Annotated in this window: 13 protein-coding genes; 5 read left to right on the top strand and 8 right to left on the bottom strand. The window is 43.2% G+C overall.

Annotated features, from left to right (window positions below; translation table 11 throughout):
• Positions 1 to 61: 61 nt before the first annotated feature.
• The 3 genes from ACWPKD_RS08910 to ACWPKD_RS08900 all read right to left on the bottom strand — a co-directional run bounded on the left by ACWPKD_RS08910 (position 62) and on the right by ACWPKD_RS08900 (position 3,282).
• Entirely contained in the window at positions 62 to 472 is a 411-nt protein-coding gene (locus ACWPKD_RS08910; RefSeq protein WP_455412329.1) for a BrxA/BrxB family bacilliredoxin, read from the bottom strand.
• A gap of 69 nt (positions 473 to 541) precedes the next feature.
• Entirely contained in the window at positions 542 to 1,012 is a 471-nt protein-coding gene (locus ACWPKD_RS08905) for a thioredoxin family protein (protein WP_455412328.1), read from the bottom strand.
• Positions 1,012 to 3,282, bottom strand: coding sequence for a TonB-dependent receptor (locus ACWPKD_RS08900; RefSeq protein WP_455412327.1), 2,271 nt, complete (start codon positions 3,280 to 3,282; stop codon positions 1,012 to 1,014). Before ACWPKD_RS08900 ends, ACWPKD_RS08905 begins: the two co-directional genes overlap by 1 nt.
• Before the next feature lie 100 nt (positions 3,283 to 3,382).
• Between ACWPKD_RS08900 and ACWPKD_RS08895 the strand changes: the two genes are divergently transcribed.
• From ACWPKD_RS08895 to ACWPKD_RS08885, 3 genes are read left to right on the top strand one after another with little or no spacing between them, the layout of a single operon-like run.
• Entirely contained in the window at positions 3,383 to 4,039 is a 657-nt protein-coding gene (locus tag ACWPKD_RS08895; RefSeq protein WP_455412326.1) for a metal-dependent transcriptional regulator, read from the top strand.
• Between the two features lie 2 nt (positions 4,040 to 4,041).
• Positions 4,042 to 5,925 (top strand): Nramp family divalent metal transporter, encoded by a 1,884-nt coding sequence (locus tag ACWPKD_RS08890; RefSeq protein WP_455412325.1) that lies wholly within the window; start codon positions 4,042 to 4,044, stop codon positions 5,923 to 5,925.
• A gap of 2 nt (positions 5,926 to 5,927) precedes the next feature.
• Positions 5,928 to 6,317, top strand: a complete 390-nt coding sequence (locus ACWPKD_RS08885) for a hypothetical protein (RefSeq protein ID WP_455412324.1) — start codon at positions 5,928 to 5,930, stop codon at positions 6,315 to 6,317.
• Here the strand turns inward: ACWPKD_RS08885 and ACWPKD_RS08880 are convergent.
• The 5 genes from ACWPKD_RS08880 to ACWPKD_RS08860 form a co-directional block, all read right to left on the bottom strand.
• The gene (locus ACWPKD_RS08880) at positions 6,314 to 6,442 is read right to left on the bottom strand and encodes a FeoB-associated Cys-rich membrane protein (RefSeq protein ID WP_455412323.1); all 129 of its coding nucleotides are present in this window, start codon (positions 6,440 to 6,442) and stop codon (positions 6,314 to 6,316) included. The two genes, ACWPKD_RS08885 and ACWPKD_RS08880, sit on opposite strands and share 4 nt — an antisense overlap.
• Position 6,443: 1 nt before the next feature.
• A complete protein-coding gene (locus tag ACWPKD_RS08875) occupies positions 6,444 to 7,241 on the bottom strand; it encodes a hypothetical protein (RefSeq protein WP_455412322.1) in 798 nt (265 codons plus the stop codon).
• Between the two features lie 42 nt (positions 7,242 to 7,283).
• On the bottom strand, positions 7,284 to 9,386 hold the full coding sequence (gene feoB / locus ACWPKD_RS08870) for a ferrous iron transport protein B (RefSeq protein WP_455412321.1): 2,103 nt from the start codon (positions 9,384 to 9,386) through the stop codon (positions 7,284 to 7,286).
• Positions 9,383 to 9,625 (bottom strand): FeoA family protein, encoded by a 243-nt coding sequence (locus ACWPKD_RS08865; protein ID WP_455412320.1) that lies wholly within the window; start codon positions 9,623 to 9,625, stop codon positions 9,383 to 9,385. Before ACWPKD_RS08865 ends, feoB begins: the two co-directional genes overlap by 4 nt.
• A gap of 121 nt (positions 9,626 to 9,746) precedes the next feature.
• Positions 9,747 to 10,424 (bottom strand): SCO family protein, encoded by a 678-nt coding sequence (locus ACWPKD_RS08860; protein WP_455412319.1) that lies wholly within the window; start codon positions 10,422 to 10,424, stop codon positions 9,747 to 9,749.
• Positions 10,425 to 10,555: 131 nt separating this feature from the next.
• On the opposite strand from ACWPKD_RS08860, the gene ACWPKD_RS08855 reads away from it, so the two are divergent.
• Positions 10,556 to 13,942 (top strand): VPS10 domain-containing protein, encoded by a 3,387-nt coding sequence (locus ACWPKD_RS08855; protein ID WP_455412318.1) that lies wholly within the window; start codon positions 10,556 to 10,558, stop codon positions 13,940 to 13,942.
• A 6-nt stretch (positions 13,943 to 13,948) separates the two neighbouring features.
• Positions 13,949 to 16,006, top strand: a complete 2,058-nt coding sequence (locus tag ACWPKD_RS08850; protein WP_455412317.1) for a M13 family metallopeptidase — start codon at positions 13,949 to 13,951, stop codon at positions 16,004 to 16,006.
• The last annotated feature ends 29 nt before the right edge of the window (positions 16,007 to 16,035 follow it).

The raw sequence follows: 16,035 nt of genomic DNA, 5'->3' as shown, positions 1-16,035 counted from the left end.
CTATAAAATAAAAAAACCACCAGATAATCAGTGGTTTTATAGTATGCTAGCATAGTATCGCTTAGCAGAATTCGTTGTAAGCGTCCTTTAAATTTTCCGCAATCAGTTCTGCCGGACGTCCTTCGATGTGGTGACGTTCCAACATGTGTACCAACTCTCCGTTTTTGAACAAAGCCATACTTGGAGACGACGGCGGGAACGGGAACATGTGCTGACGCGCCGCATCCACTGCTTCTTTATCTACACCGGCAAAAACGGTTACCAGATTGTCCGGTTTTTTACCGCCTTCTAAACTCATTTTTGCGCCTGGGCGTGCGTTACGTGCCGCACAACCGCAAACGGAATTTACCACTACCAAAGTGGTTCCTTCTTTTGCCAATGCCGTTTCTACCGCATCAGCACTATATAATTCCTGAAAACCGGCTTCTGACAATTCAGCACGCATCGGTTTTACCATTTCTTCTGGATACATAATTTATGTTTTCTAAGTTATTGTGTTGCAAATTTACAAAGTAAAATTCAAATATCTGTTAGAATGTTGTTAAGGGAAAGTAGCCGCTTCTTTTAACAAGCCGATCATGGTTTTGGCATCTGTGTACGAACTGATCTGAAGCAGGATCGTATTGTTTTTGTCCAAAATGGAAAAGGTCGGAAAGGTAAGGGTTCCGTCAACAGTCCCTAATTCTTCGGCCAATTCGTTTACGCCGGAATTCTGCCCTTTCGGTTTGTATTTGAAGGTTTTGTTTTTAAAGGTAATCGGTGTTTTTTGTTCGGCATCCAAGGAGACAAAATAGAAGTTGTTGTTTAACAACTGAACGACTTCCGGGTCTTTAAAAGTCGAATGCTCCATCATTTTGCAGTACTTGCACCAGGAGGTGTGTACAAACACAAAAATGGGTTTAGGACTTTCCGCTTCCAGTTTTTCCGCTTCCGAAAAAGTATAGGTTTTCAGTTGCGCAAATCCGGAGAAGGCACAAAAGAAAAGGAGTACTATTAAGAATTTTGTCTTCATTATTTCAAGGTGTATCGAACTCCAAAAAAGCTTCGAATGCCCTGATTCGGACCGTACACATAGCCTGGATCAAAAGTCAGTCCGTACGGATTGTGGTACTGACTGCTCGGATCGTTTACTACCATAACGCTGCCGTCAGGGTTATATTGTACATTTTCATCAAAAGGATCGTCCGCCCGTGCAATGATAAACGGATTGCCTTTATTCGGAGTCCAATTTAGTAAATTTTTGATACCCGCGTAAAATTCAAAGTTTTTTACCTTGTTAAAGGTGAACTGAATGTTCTGGATGCTCCAGGTCGGGGAATAGTCTTTTCTCGGATCGAGTTCGCCAAGGGTAGGCAAACGCATCGGGCCATAAACGTTTCCGGTATAGTCGATATCCAGGAACCAATCTTTGATACGGTAGGAAATCGCCCAGGTTCCCGTGAATTTCTCGGTTAGCATCTGACGGGTTCTTTTGCCGTTTTCGGTTTTGGCTACATCCATTACGGTACCTCCCACGATAATTTTCAGGCCGTTCTGAAATACCGCATCGAGATTAAGACTCACGCCCTGGGTAATCGCGTGCCCATCAAGGTTTTTATAGATGATTTTGTTTGGGTCGGTGTCGTAATCCGGGATGATGGAATTCGTAAAATAGGTATACCAGGCTGTGGCTTCCAAACCGATAAAACTGCCGTCTTTAGTATAGAATTTCTGCAGAAAATTGACATTGGCATTATACGATTGCTCCGGATCCAGATTTTCCAACACTTCAACATCGCGGGAGCCAGTAAGCGCTGCGTGCTCTTCCGTAAAAAGATTGACTACCCTGAAACCTGTGCCGGCATTAAACCGCAAAATCGATTTGTCTGTTGCTTTCCATTTATAGGCCAAACGCGGGGTGAAAATATTGCCGTGGCGTTTGTTGTAATCGTAACGCAGCCCTAAAAGTAAACTGTGTTTTTCGGCCAGTTTCATCTCATCCTGAACAAACAAACTGGGGATCCAGCTCTCATCTGGATGGTCAGTGGCCGGGGTATTGTCATTGTAATATTGGTAACGTACGGCCGTTCCGAAAAGAAAATCATGGCTGTTTATTTTCTTGTCCCAAGTCAATTGACTGAAACCGATTTTTTGCTGTGCCAGATACGGGATATTCCCATAAACGGAATTCTGATCGTGATCGGTATAGGAAAAAGTCATCAGCATTTTCTCGGAGACCGGAAGTTCGTAAGAACCTAAAATTTCGTAGCGTTTAGTATAAATGCTCTCACCGTATACTTCGCTCCCGCCACGGTATTTTTTCTCCCATTGCATCTCACCGCCCCAACGGTCTTCGTAGAAGAAACGTCCGGCCATCGAAAACAGTTTGTTGCTTTTTCGGTTGAAATTCCATTTTTGAAACACCGAGATCCGGTCCTGAAGCGTCACATCAGTGAAATTGTCATTATTGTTATCGATAGGGTTGCCATACTTGAAATAATTGACCCCGGTAAGTAACGAGGCAAATTTTCCAAGGTTGGCCTTGAAGCCTAAATCGGTATTTATTTCGCCCCAACTGTTTCCAAACGTATCGGCGGAAAATACCGGAGCACTTTTTGGGTTTTTGGTGATGATGTTGATCAATCCGCCCACCGCTTCACTTCCGTACAAAGAAGAAGCCGGCCCTTTTACCACTTCAATGCGTTCCAAAAGCGAATTCGGAATTCCGGATAAACCATACACCGTAGACAATCCGCTCACGATTGGCATCCCGTCGATTAAAACCAAAGTATATGGCCCTTCAAGACCGTTGATGTGAATATCGCCCGTGTTGCAAACATTACAGTTCAATTGCGGACGGACACCGTTCACATTCTGCAGGGCTTCGAAGATATTGGCGGTTGGGTTTTTTTTGAAAAACGTCGGTTTGTACACTTCTACCGGTACCGGGCTTTCGAGACGGTTGACGGCTTTCAGGGTTCCGGTTACTACCACTTCATCCAGCGCGTTATCAGCTTTCAGGTCAAAATCCAGTAGGATTTCCGTAGAATCGGTTACCGAAATTTTTCGCTGCTGGCTTTTGAAACCGGTGTAAGAAACTTTTATATGGTATTCCCCTTTGGTGATATTGTGCAAGCCGTAATTTCCAAGACTGTCTGCAGTGGTACCCCACGGAGTTTTAATAAGAGAGACCGAAGCGAATTCCAGTGGGGCGCCCTCAGCAGTGATTTTTCCTTTGATGGAGGTTTGGGCAAAAAGATTAGCTGCGAAACAAAGCAACAGTATTGAAATTAGATTTTTCACAATTATATTTTAGATATTATCGAAATTAAAATTTAGGCAAATCTAAAAAATTATTTTCAATCAAAAAAATTTGTATTTTTGGAAACGTAAAAATTTAGTAATGACTTATTCGGAAGAAAATTATCTCAAGGCAATTTACCATCTTTCGCTTTCGCAGAAACAAGGCGTTAGTACCAATGCCATTGCAGCTTTGATCGAAAGTAAGGCTTCGTCGGTAACGGATATGATTAAAAAACTGGCCGACAAAGAACTTGTTATTTATCAGAAGTACCAGGGCGTGATGCTTACCGATAAAGGACTAATGGCCGCTAAGATGATTGTCCGCAAACACCGCTTATGGGAAGTTTTCCTGGTGGAGAAGCTGGATTTCGCCTGGGATGAGGTACATGACGTAGCGGAAGAGTTGGAGCACATCAAATCCGAAAAGCTCATCAACAAACTGGATGCTTTTTTAGGTTTTCCGACCGAAGATCCGCACGGCGACCCGATTCCGGACAAAAACGGAAATATTGTAAAAGTGGAAAAACAACTGTTGTCCGAATTTGAAATAGGACAAAGCGGCATTTGCGTAGGCGTAAAAGATTCGTCCTCCAGTTTTTTACAATATTTGGACAAACAGCAGATTGCTTTGGGTTCTAAAATAAAAGTAGTGGGCAAAGAAACCTTCGACATGTCCCTAACCATAGAAGTAGATGGAAAATCCATGATTATTTCCAACAAAATAGCAGGCAACCTGTTTGCTAAAACCACAGTATAACAATGGCTACAACAAAATCAAATTCTTTAGAAGAAGTTCACCAGTCGGTTGCGATTACCCAAAACACTACGGTTTGGAAACGCGTTTTGGCGTTTTTCGGACCGGCCTATATGGTAAGCGTAGGTTATATGGATCCCGGAAACTGGGCTACCGATTTAGCCGGAGGAAGCCAGTTCGGATATACCTTGATCTGGGTGCTTTTAATGTCGAACATCATGGCGTTGTTGCTGCAAAGTTTAAGTGCGCGTTTGGGAATTGTGCGCCAGCGTGATTTGGCACAGGCATCGCGTGATACGTATTCCAGACCGGTTAACTTCGTGTTGTATTTCCTGGCCGAGATCGCTATTGCCGCCTGTGATTTAGCGGAAGTACTCGGGATGGCCATCGGTTTACAGTTATTGTTTGACATTCCGTTGTTGTGGGGCGTGAGCATCACCATGTTAGATACTTTTTTATTACTGTTTTTGCTGAATAAAGGGATCAAGAAGATGGAGGCTTTCATCATTGCGCTAATTGCTATCATTGGGGTTTCTTTCTTAATTGAGATGATTTTGGCCAAACCGGATATCGCGCAGATTGCTACCGGCATCATTCCGTCCATTCCTAACAGTACGGCGCTTTATATTGCCATCGGGATTATCGGAGCCACGGTGATGCCACACAATTTATACCTGCATTCCTCATTGGTGCAGACCCGAAAATTCGATAAATCTGAAAAAGGCATCAAACAGGCCATCCGTTATAATTTCTTCGATTCGTTAATCGCTTTAAACTTGGCCTTTTTTGTAAACGCTGCGATTTTGATTTTGGCCGCTGCCACTTTCTACAAAAACGGGATGTTTGAAGTTGCCGAAATACAGGATGCACACCGCTTACTCGCACCGCTTTTGGGCACGAAATGGGCTTCGATTTTGTTTGCTTTGGCGTTATTGGCGGCCGGACAGAGTTCCACCATTACCGGAACTTTAGCCGGACAGATTGTAATGGAAGGCTATCTGAATTTGCGTATCCAACCTTGGGTGCGTCGTATCATTACCCGTTTGATTGCCATTGTACCGGCGTTTATCACTATTGTTTATTTTGGGGAAGAAGCTACCGGAAAATTGCTAATTTTAAGTCAGGTAATTTTGAGTTTACAATTGGGGTTTGCGATTATCCCGCTGATTCACTTTGTGAGCGACAACAAGAAAATGAAAGGTTTTGCCATTGGAAAATATACGAAAATTGCGTCCTGGCTGATTGCGTTGGTAATCGTTTCACTGAACGCGCGTCTGGTTTATGACGAAATAAAAGGCTGGATCGAAACCTCTGATAACCCTATTTTCATTTGGATTTTTGTAGTGCCGTTAGCCATTGCCGCAGCCTTGTTGCTTTTGTATATCATGATCAAACCGTTCCTGGAAAAGACAATGGTGTCGCCAACTTTAGTACCTCATATCAAACAGGTTGTGGTGAAGGAAGCCGAAAAGCCAATCGTATATTCCAACATAGCAGTAGCTTTGGATTTCTCTACCACCGATGAGAAAAGTATTGAGAGTGCGTTACAATTGGGTGGAAAAGAAGCTAATTACACCATAATTCACGTGGTGGAAACCGTAGGAGCGATGGTATACGGTGATGAAATCGAAGATTTTGAAACCTCAAGCGATTCGAACTACCTGCACGATTATAAAAATGCATTGGAAGCAAAGGGGTATAAAGTAGACATTAAACTTGATTTCGGTAGTCCTAAGAAAAGTATTTCCAAAATCGTGAACGAAGGTAATTTCGACATCCTGATTTTAGGAGCCCACGGGCACCACTGGTTCAAAGATTTGCTTTTCGGTACTACGGTTGATGCAGTGCGCCACAGCATCAGCATACCGTTATTGATCATCAAAAATTAAGTATGAAAAAAATCACCGCTTTTTGTTTTGGATTGCTGCTTTCGGGCTGTGCTTCGCGTAAAAATCCGAACGAGATCAACCAGAAGCTGGATACGAAATCCGATAAGGAAATAGTATTGGTGAAAGTGGTAAACGACTCGCGCTGCCCGGAAGGGGTGCAATGCGTCTGGGCGGGTGAAGTAACCGTTGAGGTGGCGGCGTATGACAATAAAAAACTGGTGGAACAAGTGCAGTTTACCTTCAACAATAAGACGATGGAAGCCATCAAAAGTTGGTTTGCCAAACATCTGCCCAAACAGGAAGAAACCCTGAAAAACGTAAGTGTGGTGCCCTATCCGAAAGAAGGCGTAACGCTTCAGCCGGAAGACTATAAAATCCTGTTGAAGTACTAACTGCAGCCGCAACCGCCGTTACCGCAATCCTTGTCATTTTTCTTTTTACCAAAGAATTTTTTCCACAGAAAAGCTAAAGCAACGCCAAGCAAAAGGTAAACGATTATTTCCTGAAAGCTGATCATCTTAAAAATAAATTCCTCCTCCTAAGGTAATGAAATTATATGAAGGTGTGGCGATTTTTATATGCTGATACCCCAAACCGACAAAACCTCTTTTTATATGGTATTTTCCCAGCAGTTCATAAGCATTGACTGACAGCCCGTTTATTTTGCTCCACTTTGCATTACCGGAAAAGGAAATTTGGCGGTTCATAAAATAATCGGCAGTAAGGCCATAGGAGAAACCGACTTTTTTTACTTCATTGCCCACATACGAAGCCCCTAATGTCCATCCCAAATTCAGTTTTTCGAACCGGAGCCTGTCATAAACCACATTGAAATGAAACAAGGACAGCTGATGGGTACTCGTTTCGTTGGACTCATAAAGCTGACGACAATCGGTCTGAAGATAAAAGTACTGGAAAGGCCTTATTTTAACCTTTAAATGATTACCATACAAATCGCTGTTGCTGTACATGAAATGGTCATCAAGGTCGATGCGCCAACGGTTTTTATTGGCTAACGTCAGGGTGTCATTACCTTCAAAATTTCCGGAAATTTTATTGTAATACGGATAAGGGGTCAGATTGCTGTGCAGATGATTTTCATTTTGGTAATCGCCAATCAAGCCGTATTTGAATGTGCCGTAAACGATATCGACGAAAAGCAGCTGGAAAAAACCTTTTCCCGAAGTAGTGTGACCCGAACGACTTGAAGTCGTATTGGGGCTGGTACTTTGTGAACCGGAATTAAGTTCCTTTTTGGATTGCTCCAGTTTGCTTTGGCTGTAAATTGGAGACTGACAAACCATCCAGGTTATCATAAAAAAGAAGATTGTCTTTTGGTAGTTACACATGAGACAAAATTATTTCAACAGCTGGTACACAACCAAACACACCGTATAGGCCAGGCCACTCATAAAGGTGAGCTGGATGATCGGCCATTTCCAGGAATTGGTTTCTTTTTTGGTGATGGCCAAAGTAGAAATACACTGCATCGCGAAGGCATAAAACAACAACAGTGACGTTCCGGTGGCAAAGTTGAAGATTTTCGCTCCCGTGACCGGATGCACCTCGGCGGCCATTTTATTTTTGATGGTGGTTTCTTCTTCGGCGTGGCTTCCTACACTGTAAATGGTGGCTAATGTTCCCACGAAAACCTCACGGGCCGCAAAGGAACTTACCACGGCTATTCCTATTTTCCAGTCGTAACCCAAAGGTTTAATTACCGGTTCGATGGTTTTTCCCAGTATGCCAATATAGGAATTCTCTAATTTATACGAAGCGATTAAATCGTCTTTTTCACCTGAAATTTCGTTGTTCTGAAGTTGTGCGGCTACGATTTTTTCCGCGTTATGGAAAGTGGCACTTGGACCGTGTGAGCCCAGGAACCATAAAATTATCGACAGTGCCAAAATGATTTTTCCGGCACCAAATACAAACGATTTGGTTTTTTCCACCACATTAATACTCACGTTTTTGAGCATCGGAACCTTATAACTTGGCATTTCCACTACAAAATACGAACGCGACTTAATACGCAAAATTTTATTCAAAATATAAGCGGAAAGTATGGCCATGGCAAAACCTAACAGGTACAACAGCATCAGGGTAATCCCCTGAAGGTTGAAAACTCCCAGTACGCGTTGTTCCGGGATGATAAGCGAAATCAAAATCGCATACACCGGTAAACGTGCGGAGCAAGTCGTAAAAGGTGTTACCAGAATGGTAATTAAACGTTCTTTCCAGTTTTCGATATTTCGGGCGGCCATAATCGCAGGAATCGCACAGGCTGTACCTGAAATCAGCGGCACTACACTTTTTCCGCTCAAGCCGAACCGGCGCATGATTTTGTCCATCAGAAAGACCACACGGCTCATGTAACCGCTTTCTTCCAGTACCGAAATGAACAGGAACAAAAAGGCAATCTGCGGAATGAAAATAACGATGCCGCCCAGCCCCGGAATAATCCCTTCGGCGATGAGATCCGTAAGGACACCGGCCGGTAAATTGGTTTTCGCATACGAGCTTAGCCAGGCGAAACTGCTGTCGATAAACTCCATCGGAATGCTGGACCAGCCGAAAATCGATTGGAAAATCAGCATTAAAATTCCAAAGAAAATCAAATAGCCGTATACTTTATGGGTTAAGATGCGATCCAGTTTTTCGCGGATGTCGGTTGCTTTTTCCTTATCGACTTTATAACCGATTTTCAGGGTGTCGTTGATGAACTGATAGCGTTTGATAGTCTCTTTTTGCTGTAAACGCTTTAGTTCAGCTTTCTGCTTGGCAAACGAATTTTCTTCGATATGCTTGCGATGCAGGTTCGAGAAATTCACATCCTGGGTAATCACGAGCCACAATTTGTACAACAACTGGTTCGGGAAGGCACGGCGCAAACTGTTAAAGTAGTCCGGGTCGATGCTTGAGGCGTTCAGACACGGTTCGGTGGGTAATTCTTTATAATTGATGATGAGTTTTTTCAGTTCGGCAATCCCGGATTTTCTGCGGGAGCTTACTAAGGCAATCTCGGTTTTCAGTTGGGCTTCCATATAAGGGATATCCAGTGAAATGCCTTTGGCTTCCATGCGGTCGCTCATGTTGATCACCAAAATCGTTGGGATCTCCAAATCTTTAATCTGGGTGAAAAGCAACAAATTACGCTTCAGGTTTTCCACTTCGGAAACTACTACGACCACATCGGGGAAATCCTTGTCGTTTTTGTTCATCAGCAGCTCGATCACTACACTTTCGTCCATCGAACTGGCATTTAAACTGTAGGTTCCCGGCAAATCAAGTATGGTGGCTTTGGTGTATTCGGATAATTTGGCAACCCCGATTTTCTTTTCCACGGTAATGCCCGGGTAGTTTCCAACCTGTTGGTTCAGGCCGGTCAACTCATTAAAAACGGAAGTTTTACCCACGTTAGGGTTTCCGATCAGGGCAACTTTTATGGTATTGTGCATCATAAACGGTCTTCTTTTATGATGGAGATGTTAATTTCTTTGGCAGTTTCCAATCGAATGGCTACATGACTGTCGTTCACGTTAATGTACAACGGATCGCCAAAGGGCGCTACCTGAAGCAGTTCCACTTCGTTGCCGGGAAGACAGCCCATTTCCAGTAATTTTAAGGGAATTACATCGATGTTAAAATCCTCGATTATAGCTTTTTGCCCGCGTTGTAATTGTGCTAACGTAAAAGTCAAATTTTATTTAGATTGAATTTAGATTGCAAAAATAAGCATAATAATGCAGCAAAAGCTGTTAAAAGTCACTTTTGCAAAAAATTATGATTTCCTTTTAATTGGAGAATTTGTGGTTGGAAAATTAATTTTCTTCCTCTACAAGGAAATTGATGTCGGCCAATAATTTTTCGACTTCTTCTAGTTTGGTACCGTCGTAAAACCCTCGAACACGGCGTTTGCTGTCCACTAACACGAAATTTTCGGTGTGTACCATATCGTACAACTCAGAAGGATTTCCGGTTTTGACCACCAGATAGGATTTTCGGGCCAGGTAGTAAATATCTTTTTTATTTCCGGTCACCAGATTCCATTTGCTGTCGATTACACCTTTTTTCTGCGCGTATTTTTTCAGTACCGAAACATTATCGATGTCCGGCGTTACTGAATGGGAAAGCAGCATTACTTTCGGATTGTTTTTAATCTGTTGTTGCAGCCAGCTCATGTTGTCGGTCATCATCGGACAAATGGTCTGACAGGTGGTGAAGAAAAAATCGGCTACATAAATTTTGTCTTCGTAATCCTTTTGGGTAATGGTTTTGCCGTTCTGGTTGGTAAACGCGAAATCCGCAATACGATGCTGGTTTTTGTTGGTAATATGCTGAATGGTGGAATCCACCAGTTCCGGATTGACCATGGACGGTGTATAGACCGGCAACGATTTCTTAGGTTTCAGTGCCGAATAAAACAAGGCAATAATAATGACAGATAAAATTCCCAGTACAATGAAAAAAGGAATGTATTTTTTGAAAAAGGATAACATGGCACTATTTTTTTGCAAATGTACAAAACATAGTGGATTGATTTCAAGGGATAAAATATTGAGTATTAGGGTTTAAAAAATATTGTTTTTACTAAAACTTTTATACTTTTGGCAAAACCTAACTAACTTAAATGAAAAAAACGTACCTACTACTAACCCTATTGTGCTCCTTTTTAGGATATTCACAATTTAACGAGCTCGCCCCATGGATGGAGAAAACTTCCGACACGGAGCGTAAGAGAGAAAAAACCATCGACGAACTTGTCACTTCCTTTGAGGAATACTGGAAAACCCACGACAAAAAAAAGAAAGGAAGCGGTTATAAACCGTTCATGCGATGGGAAAACCATTGGCGCAACCTGACTAATGCTGAAGGGAAACTAATTACCCCAGGGGAATTATGGACAGCCTTCAACCAAAAAAACCAAGCCAGAAACAATTCGGTAAACAGAAACCTTCCGCCAAGCAATTGGACACCGATAGGTCCGTTCACGCATTTGAATACCGGTTCCTGGTCTTCAGGACAGGGAAGGGTTGGTTTTGTCTATGTTGACCCAACGAATTCGAATACGATTTATGTAGGTTCTCCGGCCGGAGGGATTTGGAGATCTACCAATAATGGGACAACTTGGACGCCCTTGTCGGATCAGTTGCCGCAAATAGGGGTATCCGGAATTGTTGTCGATCATACCAATGCCAATACCATTTATATTGCCACGGGTGATAAAGATGCTTCCGATACGTATTCCATAGGAGTACTTAAATCTACAGACGGGGGCGCTACCTGGAATACAACAGGACTGACTTTTGCCAATACAACAACATATGCCGGGGACATCATCATGAACCCGACCAATCCCAACATGCTTTGGGTGGCGACCAATGTAGGTCTTTACCGGACTACGGATGGTGGAACCACCTGGACTAATGAGCAGGCAGGGAATTTCGCGCAAGGTACCATCCGTGTAAAACCGGGAGATCCCAATACTGTTTATGCGACTTCTAACAACAGGTTTTATCGTTCTACCAATGCCGGGGATACTTTTACAGCCATTACCAGCACACCGTTACCGGCCAATTCCGGGAGACTTTTGTTGGATGTAACACCGGCGAATTCAAATTATGTTTACCTTTTAAGTGCTACCACAGGAGGCGGTTTTCAGGGTATTTATAAATCAACGGATGGCGGAACCTCTTGGGTTAAGACTTCCGGCACCACGGATGTTTTTGAATCCACCCAGTCATGGTATGATTTGGCTTTCGCAGTATCCGATACCAATGCGGATGAGCTTTATACCGGATGCCTTAATGTGTGGAAATCCTTAAACGGGGGGACCGCAGTAACCAAAGTAAACAATTGGAGTGCTCCGGCTTCACCGGCTTATACACATGCGGATATTCATTTTTTACGTTTTTATGGCGGTAAATTGTTTGCCGGAACAGACGGTGGTATCTACGTTTCTCAAAACGGCGGAACTAATTTCACCGATTTGACGGCCGGATTACAGATCAGCCAATTTTATAAAATAGCCGTGTCCAAACAGTCTGCCGACAAAATGGTGGGCGGACTTCAGGATAACGGAGGGCACGCCTACAGCGGTAATCAGTGGAAAAATTTCTACGGAGCCGACGGTATGGATACTGCCATCGATCCGAACAACAGTGACAAATATTATGGGTTTATCCAGAACGGAAGCAGTTTGTATGTCAGTGACGATGCCGGTAATTCAATAGGGTCTTCGGTAGGTTCACCGGGTGGGGTAGACGGAAACTGGGTAACACCGCTTACCGCGAATTCCCTGGGAGAACTGTATTCCGGTTTTGCCGGCTTGTACAAGCTTGATGGCGGGGCCTGGGTGCAGCAAAATACAGCTGCAATGGGAACCGGTAATTTAGAGCTTATCACCATCGACCCGAGCAACAACAATACTATTTATGTGGCTAATGGTTCCGTGCTTTATAAAAGTACAGACAAAGGCATCAACTTTACAAACGTTTATACCGCTGCCTCAAACATCAGGTCAATTTGTGTGCACTCTTCCAATAGTAGTATTGTTTACCTTGTTACTTCCGGAACCGGAGGCCAGGTTTTAAAATCTACAGATGGCGGGAGTGTTTTTGCATCTGTTTCAACGGGATTGCCGAATATCGGGAAAAACGTAATCAAACATCAGGGCAGAAACACCTTAAATCCTTTATATCTAGGAACCAGTTTAGGCGTGTATTACCGCGACGATTCCACGGCCCAATGGGAGCCTTTCGATACCAATTTGCCGAATGTGAGCGTTACCGATCTGGAAATCAATCTTGAAGATGCCAAAATCACCGCTGCCACATACGGAAGAGGGATCTGGCAATCGCCTATACCAATAGAAGTTCCGTCAACCGATTTAAAATTGGTTTCGGTTAACAGTCCTACTGCGAACATCAACTGTGGCGGATTTACTCCTCAGATTACCGTTAAGAACATGGGACAGAGTACGATAAATACCGTTTCGGTAAATTACCAGTACAATGGAGCGCCACTCAATTATGTATGGAACGGGGCTATTGCGATTTCCGCCACACAGGTAATTGATTTGCCTCAATTGACGCCTGCAAAAGGCATCTACACCTTAAGTGTGACTTCCACTACGGCCAATGATGCTTATTCGGACAATAACCAAAGCAATGTGCCCTTTTATGTAAACGATGCCGGAACTGTAGGGGTTGTAAATACGTTTGAAACTGCTGCAACGGAGTTGCTGGCCTTTAACGATGGAGCAACCACCTCACAATGGCAGCGCGGTACAAGAACAGGTGGTACTATGGCAACAGGGGCAAATAATGTTTATGCCACCAACCTGAGCGGTAGTTATCCTAATAATATGAAAACGTATCTTATTTCACAATGTTATAATTTATCGGTAATTACCAATCCGGTTATCCGTTTCAAGATGAAATTCGATCTGGAGCAGAACTGGGATATTGCGTATGTACAGTACACCACTGATTTTGGTCAGACCTGGAGTGTTTTAGGAACTCAGGGTGCAAACTGGTACAACAGCAACCGTACACAGGCAACAGCCGGGAGCGATTGTTACAATTGTCCGGGCGCACAATGGACTGGTACCGACACGACCCTTAAATCGTATTTTTATCCTTTGAATACACTTAATGCACAAACTAACGTAATTTTCAGGATAGTTTTCCATACCGATGAATCTGTGGCACAGCAAGGTGTAGTCATTGATGACTTTGTGATTGAAGGCACCCTTTCCAATGAAGTGTTTGATATCAGTAACGTTGCCGTATACCCTAATCCGTCCAGCGGTATTTTTAATGTGGCTTTAGGGGATTTTATTCCTGAAGCGATTACCGTTTACGATTTGTCCGGTAAGATAATTTTAACAGATGAACGTGTAACAATTTCAAATTCGAGCTACTTATTAAATCTAACGAATGTTGCAACCGGAATTTATTTTGTTAAAATAGCTTCCGATGATAAGAGCGTTGTTAAGCGTATAATAAAAAACTAATTGCTTATGAAAAAAAGAATCGTAGCGGCAGGTTCTCTTGCTGTTTTTTCACTTCTTAGCTTAGATGCTGCAGCCCAGCAGAAACAGCAGAAGAATCCAGGAATCAATCTGGATTTAATGGACAAATCCGTTAAGCCCGGAGATGATTTTTTCCGATATGTGAACGGAACCTGGTTTGATAAAACAGAAATCCCGGCCGATAAAACCCGTTGGGGAAGTTTTGACGAATTGCGTCAGAATACCGACAAAGATGCTTTGGCTATCTTAAAAGAAGCAGCGGCCAATAAAAAACTGGATCCGAATTCCGATCAGGCAAAAGCCGTGAACGTATACAAAACATATATGGATACGGTTGCCCGTAACAAGATGGGGATCACTCCTTTAAAGCCGTATTTGGCAAAAATCAACGCGGTGAAAACTGTTGCGGATGTCAACAAGCTTTTGATCGAGATGGAATCTCAGGGTGGCTTAGGTTTTTATGGGGTTGGAATTGGTGCCGATGCTAAAAACAGTAACCGTAACGTAGTGTATTTAGGTTTGGGAAGCTTAGGGTTACCGGACCGTGATTATTACGTTTCAGACGATAAAGATTCAAAAGAAAAACGTGAAAAATATGTGCTTCACGTAGCCAGAATGCTTCAGTTTTTAGGGATAAAACCAGCAGAAGCTAAGCTTCAGGCGGAGAAAGTTTTGGCTTTGGAAACGGAAATGGCCCGCCCGCGTTTAGACCGTGTGGAGCGTCGTGACCGTAGAAAAACCTACAACCCGATGACCGTAGCCGATCTTCAGAAATTGACACCATCCGTAGACTGGAATGGGTATCTGACCGGAGTGGGTATCGGAAAAATCGATTCGTTGATTGTGTCCCAGCCAAAATACATGACGGCTTTAGACGGAATCTTCAAAGCTAACAAAGTGGAAGACTGGAAAGCGTACTTGCGTTGGATGCTGATCAATAAATCCACAGGGGTATTAACTACCGATATTGAAACCGCAAACTGGGAATTCTACAGCAAAACCTTGACCGGAGCGTTGAAACAACGTCCTCGTGAGGAAAGAGCTTTACAGGTAGTGAACGGAACCGTTGGAGAAGCGTTAGGTAAATTGTATGTAGAGAAAAAATTCCCTGCAGAGGCCAAAGCGAAAGCTAAAGCAATGATTGACAACGTTTTCATGGCTTTTGAAAACCGCATCAATAACTTGCCATGGATGACACCGGCTACGCGTAAAGGTGCGATTGAAAAATTAAGAAAATCGACCATAAAAATCGGCTATCCGGACAAATGGAAAGACTATTCTAAATTGGTGATCAAATCCAAAGAACAGGGCGGTAACTATTTCGACAACATGAAAAGTGTTGCTCGTTGGGGCTTTGCAGAAAACCTTGCCGATTTACAAAAACCGGTAGACAAAACCGAATGGGGTATGTCGCCACAAACGGTAAATGCTTATTACAACCCATCGTATAACGAAATTGTTTTCCCGGCTGCGATCTTGCAACCGCCATTCTACGATTACAAAGCGGATGATGCAGTGAATTACGGAGGAATCGGTGCTGTAATCGGACATGAAATCTCACACGGTTTCGATGATTCAGGTTCGCGTTACAATGCAGACGGTAACTTAGTGAACTGGTGGACGGAAGACGATTTGAAACAATTCACCGGTTTAGGAGGTGCTTTGGCTGCTCAGTACAGTGCTTTAGAACCACTTCCGGGAACTTTTGTAGACGGTAAATTCACCTTAGGAGAAAATATCGGAGACTTAGGAGGTGTAAATGCGGCGTACGACGGTTTACAAATCGCTTTAAAGAAAGCGGGAAGACCGACCAACATCGACGGCTATACTCCGGAACAGCGTTTCTTCATCTCTTGGGCGACCATCTGGCGTTCTAAAATGAGAGACGAGGCCATTAAGAATCAGGTGAAAACCGATCCGCACTCACCGGGCATGTACCGAGCGTATGTACCGTTACAGAATGTGGAATCGTTCTACCAGGCCTTCGATATCAAAGAAGGAGACAAATTGTTCGTAAAACCGGAAAACCGAGTGAAAATCTGGTAATCCGTTTTTAATAAAAAGTAGAAAATCCC

The organism is Flavobacterium pedocola, from assembly GCF_053764385.1.
Note: the sequence above shows the minus strand (reverse complement) of the source record. Positions and strands in the feature narration are given on the sequence as shown.